We start from the raw sequence: 20,183 nt of genomic DNA on the forward strand, positions 1-20,183 counted from the left end.
AAAATATGACATCATTTAGTGAATAATATTCAAAACACTCTCTATATTTGCATAAAAAATAAATTTAATGGAAAAGATATTCGACAATACGCAAGTTGCATTTTCTCTAAAAAGTGATACAGAACTTGACCGAGCTTATTTTCTTTTCAAAATGATTGACAGTGAACCATTAGTAAGAATTGGAACAGCTGTAACTAATTTTGCAATTAAAGCTCATTTACCAGTAGAAGGACTAATTCGTGCAACTGTTTTTGACCACTTTTGCGGTGGTGTAAACGAAAATGATTGCCTTACTGTAGTAGATAAAATGTTTACAAAAGGAGTTTCTTCAGTTTTGGATTATTCTGTTGAAGGAAAAGAAGAAGAAGAGCAGTTTGATGCAGCTTTAGAAATGACTCTTAGAACTATCGACTTTGCCAAAGAACGTTTAGCTATTCCGTTTGCTGTTTTTAAACCAACAGGCTTAGGTCGTTTTGAATTGTATGAAAAACTTGGAGAAAAACAAACTTTAACTCCCGCAGAACAAGCAGAATGGGATAGAGTAGTAGCTCGTTTTGACAAAGTTTGCGGTGAAGCACATAAAAAAGATGTAGCTTTATTAATTGATGGTGAAGAAAGTTGGATGCAAGATGCTGCCGACGATTTAGTTACCGATATGATGAGAAAGTACAATAAAGAAAAAGCTATCGTTTTTAATACTTTACAAATGTATCGTTGGGATCGTTTAGATTACCTTAAAAAACTTCACGAAATTGCTAAAATAGAAGGCTTTTATATTGGAATGAAATTGGTTCGTGGTGCATATATGGAAAAAGAAAACAAAAGAGCCGAAGAAAAAGGTTATGTTTCTCCTATTTGTGTTTCTAAAGAAGCTACAGACGTTAATTACGATAATGCTGTGCAATATATGTTAGAGCATATCGATAAAATGGCCATTTTTGCTGGAACTCACAACGAATTAAGCTCTTACAAGTTAATGGAAATGATGGCTCAGAAAGGAATTGCCAAAAACGATCCAAGAATTTGGTTTGGTCAATTGTATGGAATGAGTGATAATATTAGTTATAACTTAGCCGAAAACGGTTACAACGATGCTAAATATTTGCCATTTGGTCCTGTTAAAGATGTTATGCCTTACTTGATTCGTCGCGCTGAAGAAAATACTTCAGTTGCTGGACAAACAAGTCGCGAATTATCTATGATTAAAGCAGAACGTAAACGTAGAAAAGGGAAATAATTTTTAGTTTTCAGTCTCGGTTTACAGTTTACAGATAAAAAAAGCTCCAATTTTAATTGGAGCTTTTTTATTGATTTGCGTTATGCTAAAACTGTGAAGTCCAGTTTTAGCATACGTAAGATTTTAAAAATGAAATTCTTTAAGAATTGCTAAACTGTAAATTGCTTAAATTCTTATAAATACCATTTTCTAAATTTATTAATTCCTGATGTGTTCCTTGTTCTGAAATTTTTCCATTATCTAAAACTAAAATTTTATCTGCATTTCTAATGGTAGAAAGTCTGTGTGCAATTATAATACTTGTTCTTCCTTCCATTAAAACTTCTAGAGCTTCTTGAACCAATTTTTCGCTTTCGCTATCTAAAGATGATGTTGCCTCATCTAAAATTAAAATACTTGGATTTTTAAGCAAAGCTCTTGCAATAGCAATACGTTGACGTTGTCCTCCAGAAAGTTTTACACCTCGTTCTCCAACTAAAGTTTCAAATTTTTCTGGAAATCCGTCAACAAAATTATAGGCATTTGCTTGTTTTGCTGCCGCAATAATTTCCTCTTCCGATGCATTGGGTTTACCGTATGCTATGTTTTCTCTAATAGTTCCTCCAAACAAAATAACATCTTGTGGAACAATACTCATATTACCACGAAGATTTTCCAAATCATAGTCATGGATATTTTTTCCGTCAACTAAGATTTCTCCAGAAGTAATGTCGTAAAAACGCAATAACAAAGATGAAATAGTAGATTTTCCAGCCCCACTTGGACCGACGATTGCAATTTTTTGTCCAAATTCTGCATTAAAATTTACGTCTTTTAATACCTGAACCTCTTTTCTTGAAGGATAACTAAATGCAACATTTTTAAACGCTACATTTCCTTTTATTTTCTCTATTGATGTAGTTTTTACATCAGCATTGATTTCTTCTGGGGTTTCTTCTAATAATTCAAAAACACGTTCTGTTGCGCCAACTGCCTTTTGAATTTGTGCGTACATTTCGGCAATTCCTCCAAAAGAAGCACCAATAAAAGTTGTATAAAGCACAAACGAAATTAAATCTCCCACACCTTCAACTTCTCCTTTAATTGTTAGGGTAATTCCGTACCAAACTACGGCAACTACACATCCAAAAAGGCATAAAATAATAAATGAAGCAAAATAACCTCTGTATTGTCCGCCTTTAATAGCAATTTTTACAATTTCTCTAATTTTGTTTTTGTAACGTTGAATTTCGTACCATTCGTTAGCAAAAGCTTTTACATTGCTAATTCCTTGTAATGTTTCTTCAATAATAACTTGACTTTCGGCTACTTTATCTTGTGTTTTTTTTCCGTATTTACGAATGAATCTTCCAAAAATAACGGCAGCAACTGCGACAACTGGCACAATGGCAAGCATCATTAAAGTTAATTTAGGGCTTATACTTCCTAAAATGATAAATCCACCAATAATTAAAATAAACTGCCTTAAAAACTCAGCAATTGTAGTTGAGAAAGTATCTTGCAATTGTGAAATATCTGCGCTTATTCGGCTATTTAATTCACCAACTCGTTTTTGAGAATAAAACGACATCGGCAATTTGATTAAGTTTTCATATAACGCAAAGCGAATATTAGAAAGAGAATTTTCTGTGAAGTTTACAAACAACGAAATTCTAAAAAAAGAGAAAACAGCCTGAAGAACCAGGATTCCCATTAATCCAAGTGCAATTTCGTTTGCTTTTGAAAGATCTTTATTGGTAACACAATCAACCAGCATTCCCATTAATTTAGGAAAGGCTAGGGCAGTGGCGCTTGTTAAAAATAGAAAAATTAAACCTAGGAAGAATTTCCATTTGTGGTTTTTAGCATATTTAAAAATTCGAAGTGCTTTTTGAAGGGAGTTAGAGTTTAATTTAGCTTTCGGTAAATCATTTTCTTGAAATCTTGCCATTTGAATATACAATTAAGGTATGCAAAGGTATGATTATAGCAAATTATTACAAAAGGATTATTACGAAATAGCTTTTGAGTCCATCATATTTAACTAAAATTAAGAAAATGCAACTTTTTCTGTTTTTTTAAATTGCTGAAAAATAGATTTATAAATAATAAATTGAAATTATTTTTAACTTTTTTCAAAAAAAGACTTGCAAATATAAAATCTAACCGTATTTTTGCACCCGCAATCACAAAGAAAGCAACCTAGTAAAATAGGGCGATTAGCTCAGCTGGTTCAGAGCACCTCGTTTACACCGAGGGGGTCGGGGGTTCGAACCCCTCATCGCCCACTGTGAGGGATTACCGAAAGGTTTTCCCTCTTTTTTTTGTATATAAGACATCCCTTTTCCTCCATTTTACTGGCATTATGAGAAAATATATCTAAAATTGTAGGTGTTCGATATATACCCTCTTGGTAGTATAAGTTATCATTGAACACCATCTTTACAAACTCACGCTTTTGCAAAGTATCTGACTTTGTGTAGACATGTCTGATATCACCCAATAAATCCAGATTACGGTCTAAAATCTCGAAGGCCTTCCCTTGATTTGGGCTAAGTCTTTCTATTGCTGCTGTAATGGTCAATATATGGTCACTGTAGGTTGAATACCATCTTTCGTAGGTATCCTTGTTTATCTCGTCCCTAAACCATTTTTCTTCTACTGCATTTAATAGCCGCTGTACTTCCTCCAGCTCATGTTTTTTGTCTGCTACTTTTTTCTTGTTTGCCTTTACTTCCTGTTCAATTGAGGCGTAACTGCCATCTCTTATCTCTTTAATCTGTCTTTCAGGAACGCTCATGAGATCGCAGACGTTCAAGAATTGCTCATGTGCTTTGACAGCACTAATGTTGTTATGCTTTGAATGCTTGCATTTATAATAGTAGAAGTATTTTCCAGATTTACCACGAGAAGGCGCACCAGTAAGCGGAGTTCCACAATGGCATTTTACAACGCCCCGTAGCGGTATTTCATCATCGATAACTACCTTTACTTTATCAACTTTCTTCATTTTGGACTGTACCATTGTCCATGTTGTCTTATCAACTATTGGCTCATGAATGGCTGGAAAAAGACCTCCCGGCAGATCTTTGAACGGCTCAACCCTTACAAGCCCTGCATAAACAGGATTTGCAAGCACACGATCAATAGCCATGTTGCCTTTCCTGTCAAAACCTGATTGATAAGCTATTTCCTTGATTTTATATAACGGCACATCACGCAGATACATATCATAAATTGTTTTGACAATTTTAGCTTCTATCTCATTTACTTCAAGGTGGCGCTGTTTTCCTTCTCCGACCTTGCTGTAGCCGAAAGGTTTTTCCCTCGTCAGGAAACGACCTTCTTTTGCACGGGCGGTATATAATCCCCCACGTACTTTGATACTCCTGTTGATATTGTCTTCTTCAGCTAGCAACAATTGTAAGCCTGCTCGGAAAAAGCTTCCCGGTGTATCATAATCAAAAACGATCCCTTCGGTCACGCTGATAATCTGAATACTGTATTTTTTTTGGAATTGTTTGACCAAACTCATAGCTTCACCAGCATCCCTGCTAAAGCGGTCAAGCTGGTCTACAAGAAGGTAGTCTACCGATTTATAATGCTTAGCAATGAATGCCTGTAATTTTATAAAATCTGGACGGTCAAAAGTCTTGGCACTTTTACCCCTGTCGATAAAGGAATCTACCAACTGTATATTATTATATTGCAGGTATTGATCGGTATACAATTCCTGTCTTTCAATCGAGCCATTACTTTGACCTAACTGACTAAATCTTAAATATCTAATCGCCCTCTTCATATAATTCTTTCAATGTTAATGATACAATAATTTCAATCATTAAATCTACGAATTTTTGTTCTTTTTCCCGTTCTATATCTTCATAATTTTTTGAGATATGTTCATCTATATCAGTCTGTTTGATATCTTCATGCTTCATTTTGTGCCTCCTTTGTCTTTTGGTAAAACAATATTTTTTAATGAGCCAATGAATTTAATACCATAGATGGCTTAAGAGTAAATACAGTCTCACCGAGGAACTCTTTGGCTGCATTAGTCTCAGAGCAATATTAGGAACAGTTATAAAAAAAACAAAGACAATCCCTATTTATAGTCGGGACAGTCTTTGTTTTTAAAAAGAGTTTGTACAGCCAATTTGATGAATCACTCCTTTGTCGTGAATCAACAAAAAGGCTGGCGATTAAAATTGATAGTATGCACTATCTTTTTTTGCGTCTGGCTTTCTTTTTCATTTGGTTGGCAAATAATCCTTCATCATAGTCATCTCCTTTTGCATTAGATAATAACGCTCCAAAGACTTCAATAAGTCTGTTTTCTTCGTGGCTATTGGACAGATCTTCCTTAACCAAAAAGCCAAACAGATTGTGTGATTGTTTGACATCTTCATTTATAGTCGCATTGTTCTTTGGAGCACCATTTCCCTGTACAGGCTGCTCCATTTTATTGCCATTATTCCACCAGTCATTGAAAACGTTAGCAGAAAGGTTTTTGCCTAATTGCGAACCATTCCACACGGATTTCGAACTATGGTCAACAAAGGTTATTCCATAAACTCTGCCTTCGGTATTTCTTCTTACAACGGTATTAATACCTCGTTCCAACAACCGTTTTTTGAATTCTTTTTCCTCCGATGCCGTCTGCAAGCACATCTCAATGGTTGTCTTAAGCAAAGCTTTGGATGGCTCATTTTTCAACAACTCTTTGGACTGGGCATAGCGTTGTTGAAGGTGAACATATCCTGCCTGTTTACCGAACAACGAAGCTTTAAAAGGATTGCTTGCTTTTTCTCCCTTTTCATTTAATGCAAAATATACCAGTCCTTGTTTTGGGATTCCATCAAATTCGCCCTTGATTTCTTCGGCTGTAATATTGAAAAGGGAAAGCAGGGCATTGTAGGCGCCGAAACCCTCAAATTTATAGTTCTTTGGTAAATGACGGATTACCGAAGCCATCTGGCTCTTTATGTCACCAGCCTTATAATCAACGGGTTTGAATATTTGATTTTGTGGATTTTGCTTTTTCTCGATAGCCGATATCAGGCAGTATTGTTTTTCCAATTCGCGACAGACATCCATCGAACGCCTTTTTTCAAATTTATCAGATATTTTCCTGCCATTTTCATCCACACAAACTGATACGATATGAATATGGGTACGCTCAAGATCAGTATGTTTGAATACCACAAAAGGCTGTTCAGCGTAACCCATTTTCTGCATATACTTTTGCGCCAGCTTTTCAAATTGTTCATCACTTACTTTATCCTTCGGATCAGGATTGAGAGAGATATGTAATATTGGTTTTTCAGTCTTTCGATTGGCCAGCAGGTACGGTTCAAATGAACGCAACAGTTGACTAGTGGCGTAAATGCCATCAGGAGTTTCAATTATCTTATTGGTATACAAAACCTGCCCATTTTCCTTTTCCACTTTCTGCTGATTGTATGCCAATGCGCCATACAGATTGTTTCCTCTTCCTATCTTAGCTATCATTTTTTCAGGTGTTTTGCTTCAAAATCTTCAGTTAGTAGAATGATTTTTTGGCACAATACCGCCATTTCTGCTGTCTGTTTTTCCAATTTATAGAGATAGGCTGCGGCTTTCTTTTCGGAAAAATTGCGGTACAGTATTTTTACCACTTGGTTATAATTGGTTCCTACAGCCCTGAACTGTCCGAATAGGGTAGTCAGGCGCATATAGTAATCCATGGTTGCCTTGTCAACCGTTACGTTCGTAATTGCTTTTTGGAAAATACATGCCGTAATAAAATGGGCCATTACATCCATGCGTGAAGCTTCGTAGAGAGAAAGGAATCGTGCATTTTCCTCAGCACTAAGGCTTATAGAATAGCGGTGAACGGCTGGATCTTTCTTAGGATGCCTGCCTCCTTTATGCGGGGTGGTTTTGCCGTTGCTTTCCATTACCGTTATTACTGGTTTCGTTTAAACAATTTAAAAACCAATATACTTTATCATTAGTAATGACCTCTGGATATTGGAGAATATGGAAGCATTTGGCTTACTATTTCCGCATGTTGATTTTCGCCTTAAGGACAACTTCCGTCAAACAAAGCCACGACAGGACCCTTTCTAAGAGTGCCTCGCTTTCGGGATTAATTTCATGAGAAACGTGAAATTATGCTCTACAAAGAAACAGTTAGCAAGGAGATGTGGGAACTTCTCCAAAGGCTTATGAAAGATGAAAAATTGAAAGACTATATATTGGTCGGCGGTACGGCGTTAGCCTTACGACTGGGACATCGCTTATCAGTGGATCTAGATCTTTTTACAAAAAAAACTTTTAATTCGCAGATGATGCTCAAATATCTGCATGACACTTACGATGTAAATGAAAAGGAAAGCCAGTTCTTCCCGAACACTGTTCTTACCTACATCGATGATATAAAAGTCGATATTGTTACACACAATTACCCTCTTCTGAATTCCGTGGAAACAGCTGAAGGAGTCCGCATGATTTCCAATGAAGATATTGGAGCAATGAAACTCCATGCGATTCATCAGAGCGGAGACAGGTACAAGGATTTTGTTGACATGTACTTTATGCTTGAACGAGAACCATTAAAGTTCTACCTACAAGCCTATCAGAGAAAATACGATAAGGATCCCTACTGGGCTTCCATAGGTCTGAATACATATGACAAGATTAGTACCTTTGAAGGTATAGATATGCTGAAAGAAAAAGAGCAAAACTGGAAAATTATCCAAAAACGGCTGGAACTGGCAGTAAAAAATCCTTTGTATAAATTTAAATCAGAAAGCCAGGATTTACCGATTAATCCCAACAAAAAGAGAGGATTTCGCAGGTAATTAAGCAAAAAATACTTATATTTGATACTACACCAATTAAAAAAACAATGAAGCCATTAACCAAACATATACCTAATCTTCACCCTAAATTCTTCTGGGATTTTAGATTCGACAGTATTGATTGGGATGGAGGATATAAAATGGTAATTGCCCGTATTGTTGAGCGTGGAGGTCAGGATCAAATTGACGAAATCGTCCGTTTTTATGGTCATGAAAAAGTAATTATTTCTATCCGTGACGAGATTTTCTTTCTTCCCAACTATGCCATTGAGAATGCTCTTAAATTCTTTCCCGAACTCAAAAAGGAAGAGATGTATTGCTATCTCAACCGTAAAGACAAACCCTATCACTGGATTTAGTGAATACCTAAATCCCTAAACGGGTTTTTCTTGGTTTATTTAATTCCTCATCTTTGCTTTGTTCCGTCTTAACGCCAATATTAAGTGGCTGGTTTGTACGCTGTCTCAATGATTCTTTTTCGCTTGGAGTTAAATTGTTCCTGCTATCATTGTTTACATAACGAAAAACCGTTTTTAAAGACCCCATTATATCCAAAGGTTTTTCAGGCTTCTGTACTGGCTTCTTTTCACTTTCCGTAATTTTAATAACCAATAGCTTATCTAATAGTCTGCTTAGCCCTGTTTTTGTTGGGTTTTTAAACTGTTTGAGAAAATTAGAGAAGAAATTGCTTAAAATGTTTCCACCCCTGTCTACCTGCATAAATGGAATTTTCTTTCCATTATCCTTTTTTTTAATTTTCCTCTTTTTTTCCTCTTCAGGTTTTGGAGTTAATAGTGGTTTTTTCTTTTTTTTCGATGCTTTATCTTTATGCTTATCTTTTTTCATGATATTTTATTTTCAGACAAAAGGTAATTATTAGATTTTTAGATTCTTGTTTTTGACACAGTAAGTCTTTGATTGGCAGTACATGTGAGACTTTGTACGGGTTGGACTTTATATTTTACCTAAAGAAATAATAAAAAGAAAAACAAGGTAGGACGTGCTGGATCAGTCTGTCCAAAAGACTACGGCATAATGGTTTGCTCGTTCCTCACAAACCACCCTTCGGGACTTATTCCGTTTCCTTTTGTCCTGTCTGCATCCCGTCCTTTGAAATTGCTTTCTTTTTCTTTTTTCCGATTTTCGGTTTTCTTTGGAAAAAACATTTATGTTTTTAGATAGGGGTATATGTGTGTATCTAAAAGTCTATTTATTTACTTATTTACATAAGGGAGTATTCATGTCTTTGCGTAAAAGCATACATATGTAAAAGAATAAAACTGTAAAAGCGTATGTACATACATACAGCTATACAAGCGCATTTAGTTATGGAATTAAATACTTCTATAAATCAGTGCATCCGTACAGAATTGCATTGATACCTCAATAGGCATGAGAAGATATATTTAAATATTTATGTTTTAAGTTACGTATCTGCATATTGTCTAATTCGGCAGATAACTGCAGTTAAGCTTCTCTGGAATTTATAGAGTTGACCCCATTAAAACCAGGAATGCCAAAACTATCCTATTTCTACATAGCCTTATCATGGCTGATTTTGTTCAAACCAATAACAACACATAACAATTCCTAAATATCCGCAAAACAAAAAAAAGGGCCTCAAGCCCTTTCCATTAAAACCATATCCAATAATATTTTCTCAGGAAAATAGCAAGTTGTGTTTTGAGCTGCTTGAAATACTTTCCGCAGCTCAAAACCACTTGCCCTTGCAGGGGGCTGGAAAACGCCTCCAAAGTCGGCGTTTTATTAAAATTCTAAATAGATTTACGATTAACGAAAACTATTGTAAAAAAAAGCATAAAGGGGACGGACAACCAAAATCAATCCGAGTATTTACCGTCACGTTTTTCGCCTTACGGACGAAGAAATCGTGAAATTATTATCACTTTTTGAAGCATCTGGAATGGTCAATAAAGCAAAATTTATCCTTTCCATACTGTTTGGAAGAGAGATTAAAACGGTCAAAATAGACAAAGCTGTGTTGAATTTTTATATGAGGTTAACCTATTTTCACAACCAGTTCCGTTCGATTGGCGTAAATTATAATCAGGTCGTAAAGCTGCTGTACCGCAAATTTTTGGAGAAAAAAGCGGCAGCTTATCTCTACAAATTGGAAAAACAAACGGCTGAAATCGCGTATTATGTCAAAAAATTATTCAGCTCACAGAAGAATTTGAAGCTAATCATTTGAAAAAATATCACTAAAATGATAGCAAAAATCGGAAGAGGGAGCAATTTAGACGGCGCTTTGATATACAATCAGCTCAAAGTGGGGAAACAAAACGGGCAAATTCTTTTACCAATAGGATAATAGAAACACCCAATGGACGGTATTCTGTTGCAAAATTAACCCAATCTTTCGAACCTTTTTTGATAGCCAACCGCAATTCTGAAAAAACAATTTTGCATATTTCACTCAATCCTGATTCTAAGGATAATGTAAGTGATGAAAAGTTCAAATTAATGGCTCAGGAATATATGCAGGAGCTGGGTTATGGGTAACAACATTTTATAGTATTCAAGTACACGGATACTGACCGTAAAGGAAATTACTGGGATAATGCTGTAGCCGAAAGCTTCTTTAAATCTTTGAAAACTGAATTGATTTATGGAAACAAACTGATTTCTTAAGAACAAATGAAATTAGAAATCTTTGAATATATTGAAATTTGGTACAACCGAAAAAGAAAACATTCTGCTTTAAATTACTAAAACATTTAAGAATTTAACAATCAAATTAATTACAAGAATGTAACTTAACTTAATGTGCAGCATTCATTTGCATATCCAAAACACGAAATAACTTCACAAGTAATCTATAAAGAAAGAATAAATAATGCCTGTTTTGTAGAGTTTTTAGCAAACATAACACCTGAGCTATTAACAAAAATAGATGGTATTCCGTAACGTTAAGACAGAGAACGAAAAAAAGAACTAATTGTAGGTGTTGGTGCTTTTAAATCAGTCGAAACCAATACATGTTTTGCAGGTTGTATTTTTTGTTTCAATGACAAAGGAGAATTCAAATGCTTTAATTTTTTCCGTGACCACGAATACGATTTAATAGCCGGTGCAATTGGAAAACAAATATTAAAATTTTTAATAGGTAATGGCAACGATTTAGAAAGATTAATAATACACTACTACAAACCAATGCGTAAAGAAGAAATAGACCCAATTCAAAAAGTATTAAAACATTAAGATTAGACATTCCAGTAATAATAATTACAATCAATAAAACAGAAGTAAACGACTATGTAGAATTCGATACTGATAGTCAAGAGTTTAATCCATCAAGTGATACAATTATAGCAAAGCTAAAATACTTACTATTCAATAATGCAAAATACAGTGAAACTGGCACAACAAAAGATTATCCATTTCCGGTAAAATTAACCTTGAGCCGCACAGACGAAGAATATTTAACAGACATTCCAATAGTAAAGGAGTTAATAGATCAAGTATATTAATTCAGCCGAATGTATTGGAAATCCATAAAACAACAAAACCTAACAGTAACCATAAAATACCCAGAAATTGTAGCCCAAATATTTCCACAATTTGAAGGAGACAAACTACCCGATTTCGGTAAAAACAACTTTTGGTTTTTGTAATACTAAAATACACAGTAAATCATTTATACATTAAAAAGTAAATCTTTAGAAAATCTTTAGAATCTATTAAGCACTAACAAATATTGATTTTGAAATCTTTGTCAAATGATAGGTAATGACAATTATACAATTTATAAAATCAATATAAAAAATGAAGGTACGTAAATTTATCACAGTGGTTGTAGTATTAAATATTGGGTTCAACTTTGCTAATGCACAGCAACAAGATACTATAAAGACATTTCAGAATTGCAATTCACATCAATTCAAACTCAAAAAACTTATCCTACCTTCAATATTAATTGGATACGGAATAGTTGGCATTGAAAGTGATCAATTAAAATTTTTCAACACAAATATAAAAGAGGAAGTCAACGAAAACATAGATAAAAAAATAACAATCGATGATTTTTCACAATATGCTCCTGTAGCATCTGTATATGCTTTAAATGCTTTTGGGATTAAAGGGAAGCATAATTTTAAAGACAGAACTATCATTATGGGTACTTCCTATTTAATAATGTCTACAACAGTTTTAAGTTTAAAATCAATAACTCACATACAAAGACCCGATGGCTCAGCTTTCAATTCATTTCCATCCGGTCATACAGCAACGGCTTTTGCAAGTGCAGAATTTTTATGGCAAGAATATAAAGATGTTTCTATTTGGTATGGTATTTCAGGATATGCAATTGCAGCCGCAACGGGTGCTTTTAGAATTTATAACGACAAGCATTGGCTAACAGATGTAGTTGCAGGTGCAGGTATAGGGATTTTAAGTACCAAAATCGCCTATTGGATTAATCCGTTTATTCAAAAGAAAATATTCAACTCCAAAGAAAAAAATACTATGTCCTCAATTGCACCTTTTTATAATGGAAAACAAGTGGGCATTGGTTTTTTAAGAACGTTTTAATTATAAAGTAGCGATAAATGATTATTTAAAACCGCAACAATCTAATTTTAAAGTTCATTTTTGATAATCGTAAATAATTATTTCACACAAATTAAAGTATTCAAATACTTCTTTAGTCAATCTTTAGATTTCATTAATCCAAACCAAATACTCATTTTATAATCTTTGTAAAAAATAAAAACATTATGATTAGTGCTACACATTTACACGCTATGGTAATACATTTTCCAATAGCATTGCTTCTTATCGGATTTATAAATGAAATAATTGGAATTGTTTTTAAGAAAACATTTTTCAATAAAACAGCATTTTACCTGTTAATTTTAGGTACTTTTGGAACTATTGCTTCCTATTTATCTGGCGATGCGGCAGGTGAAGGTATGGACGGCGGAACATTAGGCAAAGCAATTGAACTACACGAAAATGCAGCAATAATAACACTTTGGCTTGCAATAATCACATCAATTGTTTATTGTGCAGTTAATTGGTTTAAATATTCAAACAAGTGGATTAAAGTCGCAAGTGTTTTACTATTTGCGGCGCTAATTGGCGGTGTTTCTCGTACTGCTTATTTGGGTGGACAATTGGTTTACAATCACGGTGCAGGTGTAGAATTAGCATTACCCAATTTTAATGAAAACGAAAGTGGCTTAAATCTATAATAATTAGAGGTATCAAAGATGAGAATTTTAATAGTAGAGGATGAATCGGCAATATCAGGTTTTTTAAAAGAAGGACTTGAAGAAGAAGGTTTTGCAGTGGACGTTGCTGATAACGGACGAAAAGGATTAGAATTAGCCTTAGATTTTACTAACGAGTATGATGTAATGTTGCTCGACTGGATGGTTCCTGGTGTGAGTGGAATAGAAATTTGCAGAAATGTTAGAAAAGTAAACCAACAAGTACCCATTATTTTTTTAACAGCCAAAGATACGGTCGATGATACCATTTTTGGTTTAGAAACAGGTGCAAATGATTATTTAAAAAAACCTTTTGCTTTTGAAGAATTACTTGCTAGAATTAGAGTGTTAATGCGAAGTAAAACAGGCGAACAAACAATATTTACAGTGGGTTCAATTCAATTAAATATCGAAGCGCACACAGTACTTAAAGACGGCAAACAAATAATACTAACCCAAAAAGAATTTGGATTACTAGAATTATTACTTCGAAGTAAAGGAAAAGTTTGTCGCCGTTCAAGAATTATGGAAAAAATATGGGACATCCATTTTGATAAGGATACAGCTGTGATTGATGTTTTCATCAATACTTTACGAAAAAAGTTAGATACTGAAAACGAAGAATCTATCATACAAACCATAAGAGGTGTTGGATACATAATTAATGAACAAGAATGAGATTGAGTTTTAAAAAACGAATAGCTACTTACAATTTATTTGCGATTGCTACACTGACAGCTATCGCTTTTGTCGTGATATATAGTGTCGTTTATTATACCTCATACAAACATTTAGATGATGACATTACAACAGAAAAAGTGGAAGTTTTTTCCAATTTAGATTGGGACGATAACCAAATTATAATGAATAAAATGCCCGAGTGGGAAGAAGCAGAACACAAACAACTTGAAGTAAATCCAACATTCATACAAATAGTCGATTTAAATGGAAATACCATTTTCAAATCGGTCAATTTACAAGAAAATCACTTTCTATTTAATCCAAAAAACACAAAAACCGTTTTTTATAATGCTATAATCAACAACCAAAAAATAAGACAAGGACAGTTTCCTATATTTAACAATAATCATAAAATAATAGGTCAACTTACAATAGGCGTTTCACAACAAGAATCCTACAATGTATTACACAACCTGATGATAATTTTAATTAGTACCTATGTTATTATTTTACTGATTCTATATTTCATTATGTCGTTTGTGGCTTCAAAAGCTATTGAGCCAATATATCAATTGATTGATTCCGCTTCACAAATTAATTACACCAACATTAATGCTCGATTACCGCTACCAGAAAACCAAGATGAAATACACCAATTAGCAACTACTATAAACCAACTTCTAGCCAGATTAGAAAATAGTTTTTACCAACAAAAACAATTTACATCAGATGCTTCTCACGAAATGCAAACACCTTTGGCAGCAATTAAAGGAATTATAGAAGTGCTTTTAAGAAAACCGAGAACAGCTGAGCAGTATGAGTTAAAGATGAAAGAAGTTTTAAATCAAACAAACAGGTTATCTCAATTATACGATCAATTACTTCTGTTGGCACGTCTAGAGTCCAATGTATTAAAGAGCAACAAAAAACAAATTGTTCTCCATACATCAATTGAAAAATGTATAAACAATCACGAAGTAATCGTTAATGAAAATAAGGTTATAATCAATAACACGGTGCCTAATGAAGTGCTAGTTTTAGCAGATACACTTTTATTAGAAATGATATTAGACAACTTAATCTCTAATGCCATTAAATACAATAAAACCGGAGGCAACATATATATATCTTGGGACAAATCAGATAGATTATTGTCAATCAAAGATGAAGGTGTTGGTATTGAAGCCGATAAATTGCAATTAATTTTTAATCGATTTTACCGAATTGATGATTCAAGAAATTCTCAAGTACCAGGAAACGGTATAGGACTTTCTATCGTAAAAAGAATATGTGAAGTTCAAAATATTTTTCTTTCAGTAGATAGTATACAAAATCAAGGCACCACATTTCAATTGCAATTTCCTTCCTAAAAACTTTAGCTGAATTTAAGATTTCACTTAGATAGGTAAAAGACAACTAGCTTGACCTTTACACTATTAAAAACTTAAAAACAGTTATATTATGAAAACACAAATTTTCACCTTCGCAGTACTTGTTGCAACGCTTAGTTTTACATCTTGTAAAAATAATGAAGCACCACAAGCAGAAACTCCTGTAACTACAACTCAGGTTGCACCAACTACTCAAGCAGAACCACCTGCCCAAGTTCAAGACACAACGGCAAAAACCACAACAAAAACTCTTGAGAAAGAAGAAAATGAAGCAAACGAAAAAAACGACAAAGATTAATCAAAAAATCAAAAAAAATAAAGAAATTATGAAAACAGTAAATCGCGAATATCCAGAAAACAATCTTTTTAGTAGCAATAGAAAAAGGGTTATCCTATTTAGTCTTGCTTTATTTATCGGCCTTGCTTTACAATCTTGTAAAAATTCTAATGATAATGAAGAAGGTATGAAAAACCCAACAGAGCTTGCAACGAACAATACAAAAACTGCTGAATCTAAAATAATTTCAGTAGATGAAGCAAAAGCAAAAACAGCAGCTAACTTGCAAGATGCCTTTAATGGAGAGTCAAATGCAACAGCTAGATATGCAGCTTTTTCTAAAAAAGCCAATGAAGAAGGTTTTAAAGAAATTGCGTTATTGTTCAAAGCGGCCTCATTAGCCGAAAAAATACACGCTAACAATCACAAAGCGGTACTGGAAGAAATGGGAGTTGTAGTAAAACCAGCAACAATCGACGTAAAAGTACAATCAACAAAAGAAAACTTAGAATTTGCAATAAAAGGTGAAACCTATGAAGCAATAACAATGTATCCTAACTTCCTTAAAGATGCCAATGCTGCAGGAAATCAACTTGCTTTAATTAGTTTAAACTACGCATATAAAACTGAAAAAAAGCACAAAGCGCTTTATGAACTTGCTTTGAGTGCATTAAATAGTAATAAAACAAACACATTAGCGTCAACCTTTTATGTATGTCCAACTTGTGGTAATACATACGAAACAACTGCTCCAAAACGTTGTGGAATTTCAATGACTGGTGGAGAAAAGTTCATTAAAATTAATTCACTTTAAACTTTAGAAATCATGGACCAAACTCATATTCACTTATTAATTACACATCTTCCAATATTTGGCTCGCTACTTGGAACATTAGTATTAGGCTATGGTATGTGGAAAAAAAGTGATACAACTCAGTTGGCATCCTATTATTTACTTGTAATTTCCGCTTTAGGTGCTATGATTGCCTACTTAACGGGTGAAGCTGCTGAAGAAACCGTTGAAAATATTCAAGGTGTTTCCGAGAGTGTAATCGAACAACATGCTGATTTTGCAAGCTATGCTTTGGTAGCCTTAATAACGGTTGGCGTCTTTTCTTTAGTTGGTATCTACTTCAAGAGCACTAAAAGCACTTTTGCAAAGCCAGTGGCAATAATTACACTATTCTTAGCACTTATTAGCTTTGGATTAGTAGCTCGTACTGGATACTTAGGTGGTCAAATTAGACATACTGAAATTGCATCAGGAACTTTGCAAACCGCTGGAGAACAAGGAGGCGAACAAGATGGCGATGATGATTAATAGCATACCTTTCTCAAATAATCTGCACCAAAAAGCGATTCGCAACTGAATCGCTTTTTTTAAGTAAACAATAGTATTATATTTAAATTCAAAAAACTACAATATGATAACAATCGATAACTATTTAGACAGTCATTATATCCATAGAAGTAATTGGTTAAGAGCAGCGGTTTTAGGTGCTAACGACGGAATAATTTCTATTTCAAGTCTTGCAATAGGTGTAGCGGCAGCAAGTTCAACACGTGAACCAATAATTCTAGCAACAGTTGCAGGTTTGGTAGCAGGTGCTTTGTCTATGGCTGCAGGTGAATATGTTTCTGTAAGTTCACAAACAGATACTGAAAAAGCAGACATCGAACGTGAAATACAAGAATTAAGAGATATGCCAGAAGAAGAGCTAAAAATATTAGCTCAAATCTATGAAAAGAGAGGGTTAAAAAAAGAAACTGCAATGCAGGTAGCACTTGAATTAACAGAAAATGACGCATTAGGAGCTCACATAAGGGACGAATTAGGGATAAATGAAATAAGTCAAGCAAATCCTATTCAAGCAGCTTTAGCATCCGGCGCAGCTTTTACAGTTGGCGGTGTTTTACCGCTTTTAATAATACTTTTTATGCCTGTTAAAGGTATGGAATATTCGTTATACGCAGCAACAATTATATTCTTAATCATTTTAGGAACAATGGCGGCAAAAACAGGTGGTTCAAGTATCTCAAAAGCTATTTTACGAATTACCATTTGGGGTACGATAGCAATGGTTTTATCGGCATTAGTAGGTTATATTTTTGGTGTAAAAGTATAATAATAGTCAACTCATTTGTTAGATGTATTGGTTTGATTAAAGAAAATTTTATTATGATAAAAACAGAAAAACAAGGACTGTCACAATTAGGAAGAATTACCGCCCCCTTTATTATTATTACATCTATATACACAATACTTGTGCTTGGTATTGAAGAACACTTTGGCGATCATATTTATAAAATATCAGGTCAAATAGGTTCTGTATTTGGACTTGCGGTTGCGTTTTTCTTAGGATTTAGAATGAACTCTGCATACGACAGATGGTGGGAAGCAAGAAAAATTTTTGGTGAATTGACCAATAATACCCGAAGCTTTGTTACAAAGATATATGTGTATTATAGTAATGAGAGTCATTTTAAAGAATCAGAGCGAACTGATTTGAAACTAAAAGCAAAAAAAACAATCGATTTAAGCATCTTATTTATTAGACAATTAAAGAATGAAATGCACAACAACCATAAACCAACTTTTAGCGAAGAGTCAAACCATCTTATTTCTGAATTTGATATTAATAAGCAGAATAAAATTTCAAATGAAATTCTAGTCGCAATTACAAAAAATATTGAAGATAGTTTTGCTTTTACGGCAAGAATTGAAAAAGGTGATTTGATGCAACACTTAAACAGATTTTATGATATTCAAGGTAAGGCAGAGCGTATAAAAAACACACCGTTTTTAATGATTTACAGTGCATTCACGAGAATAATTGTATATTTCTACGTACTACTAATTCCTTTGTTTATAGGCGATATTGACTTAGGAGGAGAAAATAGTGGATTTGAGTTTTTAGCAATTCCAATTATGGTCATTATCAGTACTGTCTTTTTAACAATTAATAAATTGGCGAATCTACACGGTGAACCTTTTTCAGAAAACAAAACCTCTGTGACAATAGATGAAATCTGCCAAACAATTGAACAAAACTGCAATGAAATGAAAGCAAAATTATAAATAAATTATACGACTATTGGGCTAAGTAAGTCTCCCTCTTTCATTGTTTTCCATTTGTCATCTCACTTCATTAAAAAAAGACCATTACAGGTGTTTTTTGTTCAACAATCATTTATCGTTATAAGGATAAGATCTTGATTTGTATTGATCATAAGTAAATTATATCTATGATGGCTATGGATTGTTATTCTTTTATTATATTTTCATCTTCCTCCCGAGAATCAGCAGGGAATAATATGCTGATTTAATTTAGCAGTTCAAATTCATCAATTGGAAATAACTGCAAGGCAATTCCCAGTATAAGCCCGACGTCAATTGACTGATTTTTTATAGTAATGGGAACTTCAGCTCCATCTTGATCCAGAGCCACAATACATAACTTTATAAGATTTCTAATAATTGAGGCAAGTTCCAAAAAATCAAATACTCTAATTTCTGCTGTATATAAACCGCTTTTGTTCCCTGCAGGTTTTAAGGTTCTCAGACACATGTCTTTTAATCTCTTGATAGCTTCAATATTTTTAACTTCATCTATTTCCATGATTATTTTTTATTTTCAATAATTTCAATTTGACTTAACCTCTCGAGTTCTGTTTGTATTAAAATATCCGCTTGATTTTTAAAATTTTTGCATCTTTCTTCCACAACTTGATAATATAAATAATCAACATCGTTAGTCTTACTAAAACGTAACGTGTTGGGCTGTTGCTTAAGAAGTTTAAATATGGATTTGTCTTCCAGAGTTTGTCGGGGGAAAAAATCTGCAGTTATGGTAGTAAAGTATTCACAGAGATTAAATAAATACTCTAATGCAAAATGATTAGGAGTGTAGCCTGCAAAGACACGGATCAAAGACAAACATATTTGCTCCACTATTTGATGAAGAGCGGACATTTTTACTTCATCCGAACTAGAAGCATCATCATCATTATATACCCAGCCCCAGATTGTAGCAATATTATTCCTCCTCCATGCGATGTAATGCGATGTTGATTTTAAATTTCTTTTGGGAGTTTCGCTAATATTTAAATAAGGAGGCTTATTAATATCTTGAAATAATAGCTCTGCGTTCTGCATGATCAGCCAAAAGAAAAACTGCAGGTCTTGGCAGAGGTCTTTTAGACTCTGCACGTGATGTATAAGAACAGTAACGGTCAAAGTACCCTGAGTCTTTGCTTTTATCTTATCACTTATATCACTGACAGCATTATCTTTGGTCTCCTGTACAAAAACTAAGAGGTATAAATGACTATGTTCTTTTTGGAGTTCTTTATCAGGATAAATTTTCCTGCTTGAACTATAAGCTGTTGCATGCCTGCCAAAACAATAAATCGCAGATGTTTTAATGTGCTCAGTAATTACTTCCTTCAACTCTTTTTGCTGTGAAAATTCAATTTCATTCATAATTTTAAATTTTAGTTAATACTTATCCGAAAAATTGTATTTTTGTTTAAAACACATTG

20 protein-coding genes, 1 tRNA gene and 3 pseudogenes are annotated in these 20,183 nt (G+C 33.8%); 16 read left to right on the forward strand and 8 right to left on the reverse strand.

Annotated elements, in window-relative coordinates; all coding sequences use genetic code 11:
* The first annotated feature begins 67 nt into the window (after positions 1 to 67).
* Positions 68 to 1,237, forward strand: coding sequence for a proline dehydrogenase family protein (locus HNP35_RS19535; RefSeq protein WP_184166337.1), 1,170 nt, complete (start codon positions 68 to 70; stop codon positions 1,235 to 1,237).
* 139 nt (positions 1,238 to 1,376) lie between these two features.
* Here the strand turns inward: HNP35_RS19535 and HNP35_RS19540 are convergent, their stop codons facing one another.
* Entirely contained in the window at positions 1,377 to 3,167 is a 1,791-nt protein-coding gene (locus tag HNP35_RS19540) for an ABC transporter ATP-binding protein (protein WP_184166335.1), read from the reverse strand.
* A gap of 262 nt (positions 3,168 to 3,429) precedes the next feature.
* Between HNP35_RS19540 and HNP35_RS19545 the strand changes: the two genes are divergently transcribed.
* Positions 3,430 to 3,504: transfer RNA gene (locus tag HNP35_RS19545), tRNA-Val, on the forward strand.
* Here the strand turns inward: HNP35_RS19545 and HNP35_RS19550 are convergent.
* The 4 genes from HNP35_RS19550 to mobA (HNP35_RS19565) form a co-directional block, all read right to left on the reverse strand.
* Positions 3,495 to 5,018, reverse strand: a complete 1,524-nt coding sequence (locus tag HNP35_RS19550; protein ID WP_184166323.1) for a recombinase family protein — start codon at positions 5,016 to 5,018, stop codon at positions 3,495 to 3,497. The two genes, HNP35_RS19545 and HNP35_RS19550, sit on opposite strands and share 10 nt — an antisense overlap.
* Positions 5,002 to 5,157, reverse strand: coding sequence for a hypothetical protein (locus HNP35_RS19555; protein WP_184166319.1), 156 nt, complete (start codon positions 5,155 to 5,157; stop codon positions 5,002 to 5,004). Before HNP35_RS19555 ends, HNP35_RS19550 begins: the two co-directional genes overlap by 17 nt.
* Before the next feature lie 280 nt (positions 5,158 to 5,437).
* Complete coding sequence (gene mobB, locus HNP35_RS19560) at positions 5,438 to 6,727, reverse strand: conjugal transfer protein MobB (protein ID WP_184166316.1); 1,290 nt, start codon at positions 6,725 to 6,727, stop codon at positions 5,438 to 5,440.
* On the reverse strand, positions 6,724 to 7,155 hold the full coding sequence (gene mobA / locus HNP35_RS19565) for a conjugal transfer protein MobA (RefSeq protein ID WP_113666921.1): 432 nt from the start codon (positions 7,153 to 7,155) through the stop codon (positions 6,724 to 6,726). Before mobA (HNP35_RS19565) ends, mobB begins: the two co-directional genes overlap by 4 nt.
* Positions 7,156 to 7,371: 216 nt before the next feature.
* Between mobA (HNP35_RS19565) and HNP35_RS19570 the strand changes: the two genes are divergently transcribed.
* Together HNP35_RS19570 and HNP35_RS19575 are read left to right on the forward strand one after the other, a co-directional pair.
* Positions 7,372 to 8,061, forward strand: a complete 690-nt coding sequence (locus HNP35_RS19570; protein ID WP_184166313.1) for a nucleotidyl transferase AbiEii/AbiGii toxin family protein — start codon at positions 7,372 to 7,374, stop codon at positions 8,059 to 8,061.
* Positions 8,062 to 8,108: 47 nt separating this feature from the next.
* Positions 8,109 to 8,420 (forward strand): DUF6922 domain-containing protein, encoded by a 312-nt coding sequence (locus tag HNP35_RS19575; RefSeq protein ID WP_184166310.1) that lies wholly within the window; start codon positions 8,109 to 8,111, stop codon positions 8,418 to 8,420.
* A gap of 7 nt (positions 8,421 to 8,427) precedes the next feature.
* Here the strand turns inward: HNP35_RS19575 and HNP35_RS19580 are convergent, their stop codons facing one another.
* Positions 8,428 to 8,907 carry a hypothetical protein gene (locus tag HNP35_RS19580; RefSeq protein ID WP_184166307.1) on the reverse strand — a complete coding sequence of 160 codons (480 nt, stop codon included), beginning with the start codon at positions 8,905 to 8,907 and terminating at the stop codon, positions 8,428 to 8,430.
* Positions 8,908 to 9,901: 994 nt separating this feature from the next.
* On the opposite strand from HNP35_RS19580, the pseudogene mobA (HNP35_RS23735) reads away from it, so the two are divergent.
* The 12 genes and pseudogenes from mobA (HNP35_RS23735) (at position 9,902) to HNP35_RS19630 (ending at position 18,720) form a co-directional block, all read left to right on the forward strand.
* Positions 9,902 to 10,287, forward strand: a pseudogene (gene mobA, locus HNP35_RS23735) (conjugal transfer protein MobA).
* A 1-nt stretch (position 10,288) separates the two neighbouring features.
* A pseudogene (locus HNP35_RS23830) lies at positions 10,289 to 10,581 on the forward strand (relaxase/mobilization nuclease domain-containing protein); the annotation flags it as partial.
* A gap of 39 nt (positions 10,582 to 10,620) precedes the next feature.
* Positions 10,621 to 10,794, forward strand: a pseudogene (locus tag HNP35_RS23835) (IS3 family transposase); the annotation flags it as partial.
* Positions 10,795 to 11,847: 1,053 nt separating this feature from the next.
* Positions 11,848 to 12,612: a phosphatase PAP2 family protein gene (locus HNP35_RS19590; protein ID WP_184166304.1), complete on the forward strand. Its 765-nt coding sequence runs from the start codon at positions 11,848 to 11,850 to the stop codon at positions 12,610 to 12,612.
* Positions 12,613 to 12,797: 185 nt separating this feature from the next.
* Entirely contained in the window at positions 12,798 to 13,274 is a 477-nt protein-coding gene (locus HNP35_RS19595; RefSeq protein WP_184166301.1) for a DUF2231 domain-containing protein, read from the forward strand.
* 18 nt (positions 13,275 to 13,292) lie between these two features.
* Entirely contained in the window at positions 13,293 to 13,970 is a 678-nt protein-coding gene (locus HNP35_RS19600; RefSeq protein WP_184166298.1) for a response regulator transcription factor, read from the forward strand.
* Entirely contained in the window at positions 13,967 to 15,343 is a 1,377-nt protein-coding gene (locus HNP35_RS19605) for a sensor histidine kinase (protein ID WP_184166296.1), read from the forward strand. Before HNP35_RS19600 ends, HNP35_RS19605 begins: the two co-directional genes overlap by 4 nt.
* Before the next feature lie 91 nt (positions 15,344 to 15,434).
* Positions 15,435 to 15,662: a hypothetical protein gene (locus HNP35_RS19610; protein ID WP_184166293.1), complete on the forward strand. Its 228-nt coding sequence runs from the start codon at positions 15,435 to 15,437 to the stop codon at positions 15,660 to 15,662.
* A complete protein-coding gene (locus HNP35_RS19615) occupies positions 15,616 to 16,455 on the forward strand; it encodes a rubrerythrin family protein (RefSeq protein WP_221433482.1) in 840 nt (279 codons plus the stop codon). Before HNP35_RS19610 ends, HNP35_RS19615 begins: the two co-directional genes overlap by 47 nt.
* Positions 16,456 to 16,467: 12 nt before the next feature.
* The gene (locus tag HNP35_RS19620; RefSeq protein ID WP_184166289.1) at positions 16,468 to 16,962 is read left to right on the forward strand and encodes a DUF2231 domain-containing protein; all 495 of its coding nucleotides are present in this window, start codon (positions 16,468 to 16,470) and stop codon (positions 16,960 to 16,962) included.
* Positions 16,963 to 17,065: 103 nt separating this feature from the next.
* Positions 17,066 to 17,767: a VIT1/CCC1 transporter family protein gene (locus HNP35_RS19625; RefSeq protein ID WP_184166287.1), complete on the forward strand. Its 702-nt coding sequence runs from the start codon at positions 17,066 to 17,068 to the stop codon at positions 17,765 to 17,767.
* Positions 17,768 to 17,820: 53 nt separating this feature from the next.
* Positions 17,821 to 18,720 (forward strand): bestrophin family ion channel, encoded by a 900-nt coding sequence (locus HNP35_RS19630; protein ID WP_184166284.1) that lies wholly within the window; start codon positions 17,821 to 17,823, stop codon positions 18,718 to 18,720.
* Positions 18,721 to 18,964: 244 nt separating this feature from the next.
* Here HNP35_RS19630 and HNP35_RS19635 read toward each other — a convergent pair whose 3' ends face one another.
* Positions 18,965 to 19,261 (reverse strand): hypothetical protein, encoded by a 297-nt coding sequence (locus HNP35_RS19635; protein ID WP_184166281.1) that lies wholly within the window; start codon positions 19,259 to 19,261, stop codon positions 18,965 to 18,967.
* 2 nt (positions 19,262 to 19,263) lie between these two features.
* Positions 19,264 to 20,124 carry a hypothetical protein gene (locus HNP35_RS19640; protein ID WP_184166278.1) on the reverse strand — a complete coding sequence of 287 codons (861 nt, stop codon included), beginning with the start codon at positions 20,122 to 20,124 and terminating at the stop codon, positions 19,264 to 19,266.
* Positions 20,125 to 20,183 lie beyond the last annotated feature (59 nt).

Source organism: Flavobacterium notoginsengisoli, from assembly GCF_014207905.1.
Taxonomy (GTDB): domain Bacteria; phylum Bacteroidota; class Bacteroidia; order Flavobacteriales; family Flavobacteriaceae; genus Flavobacterium; species Flavobacterium notoginsengisoli_A.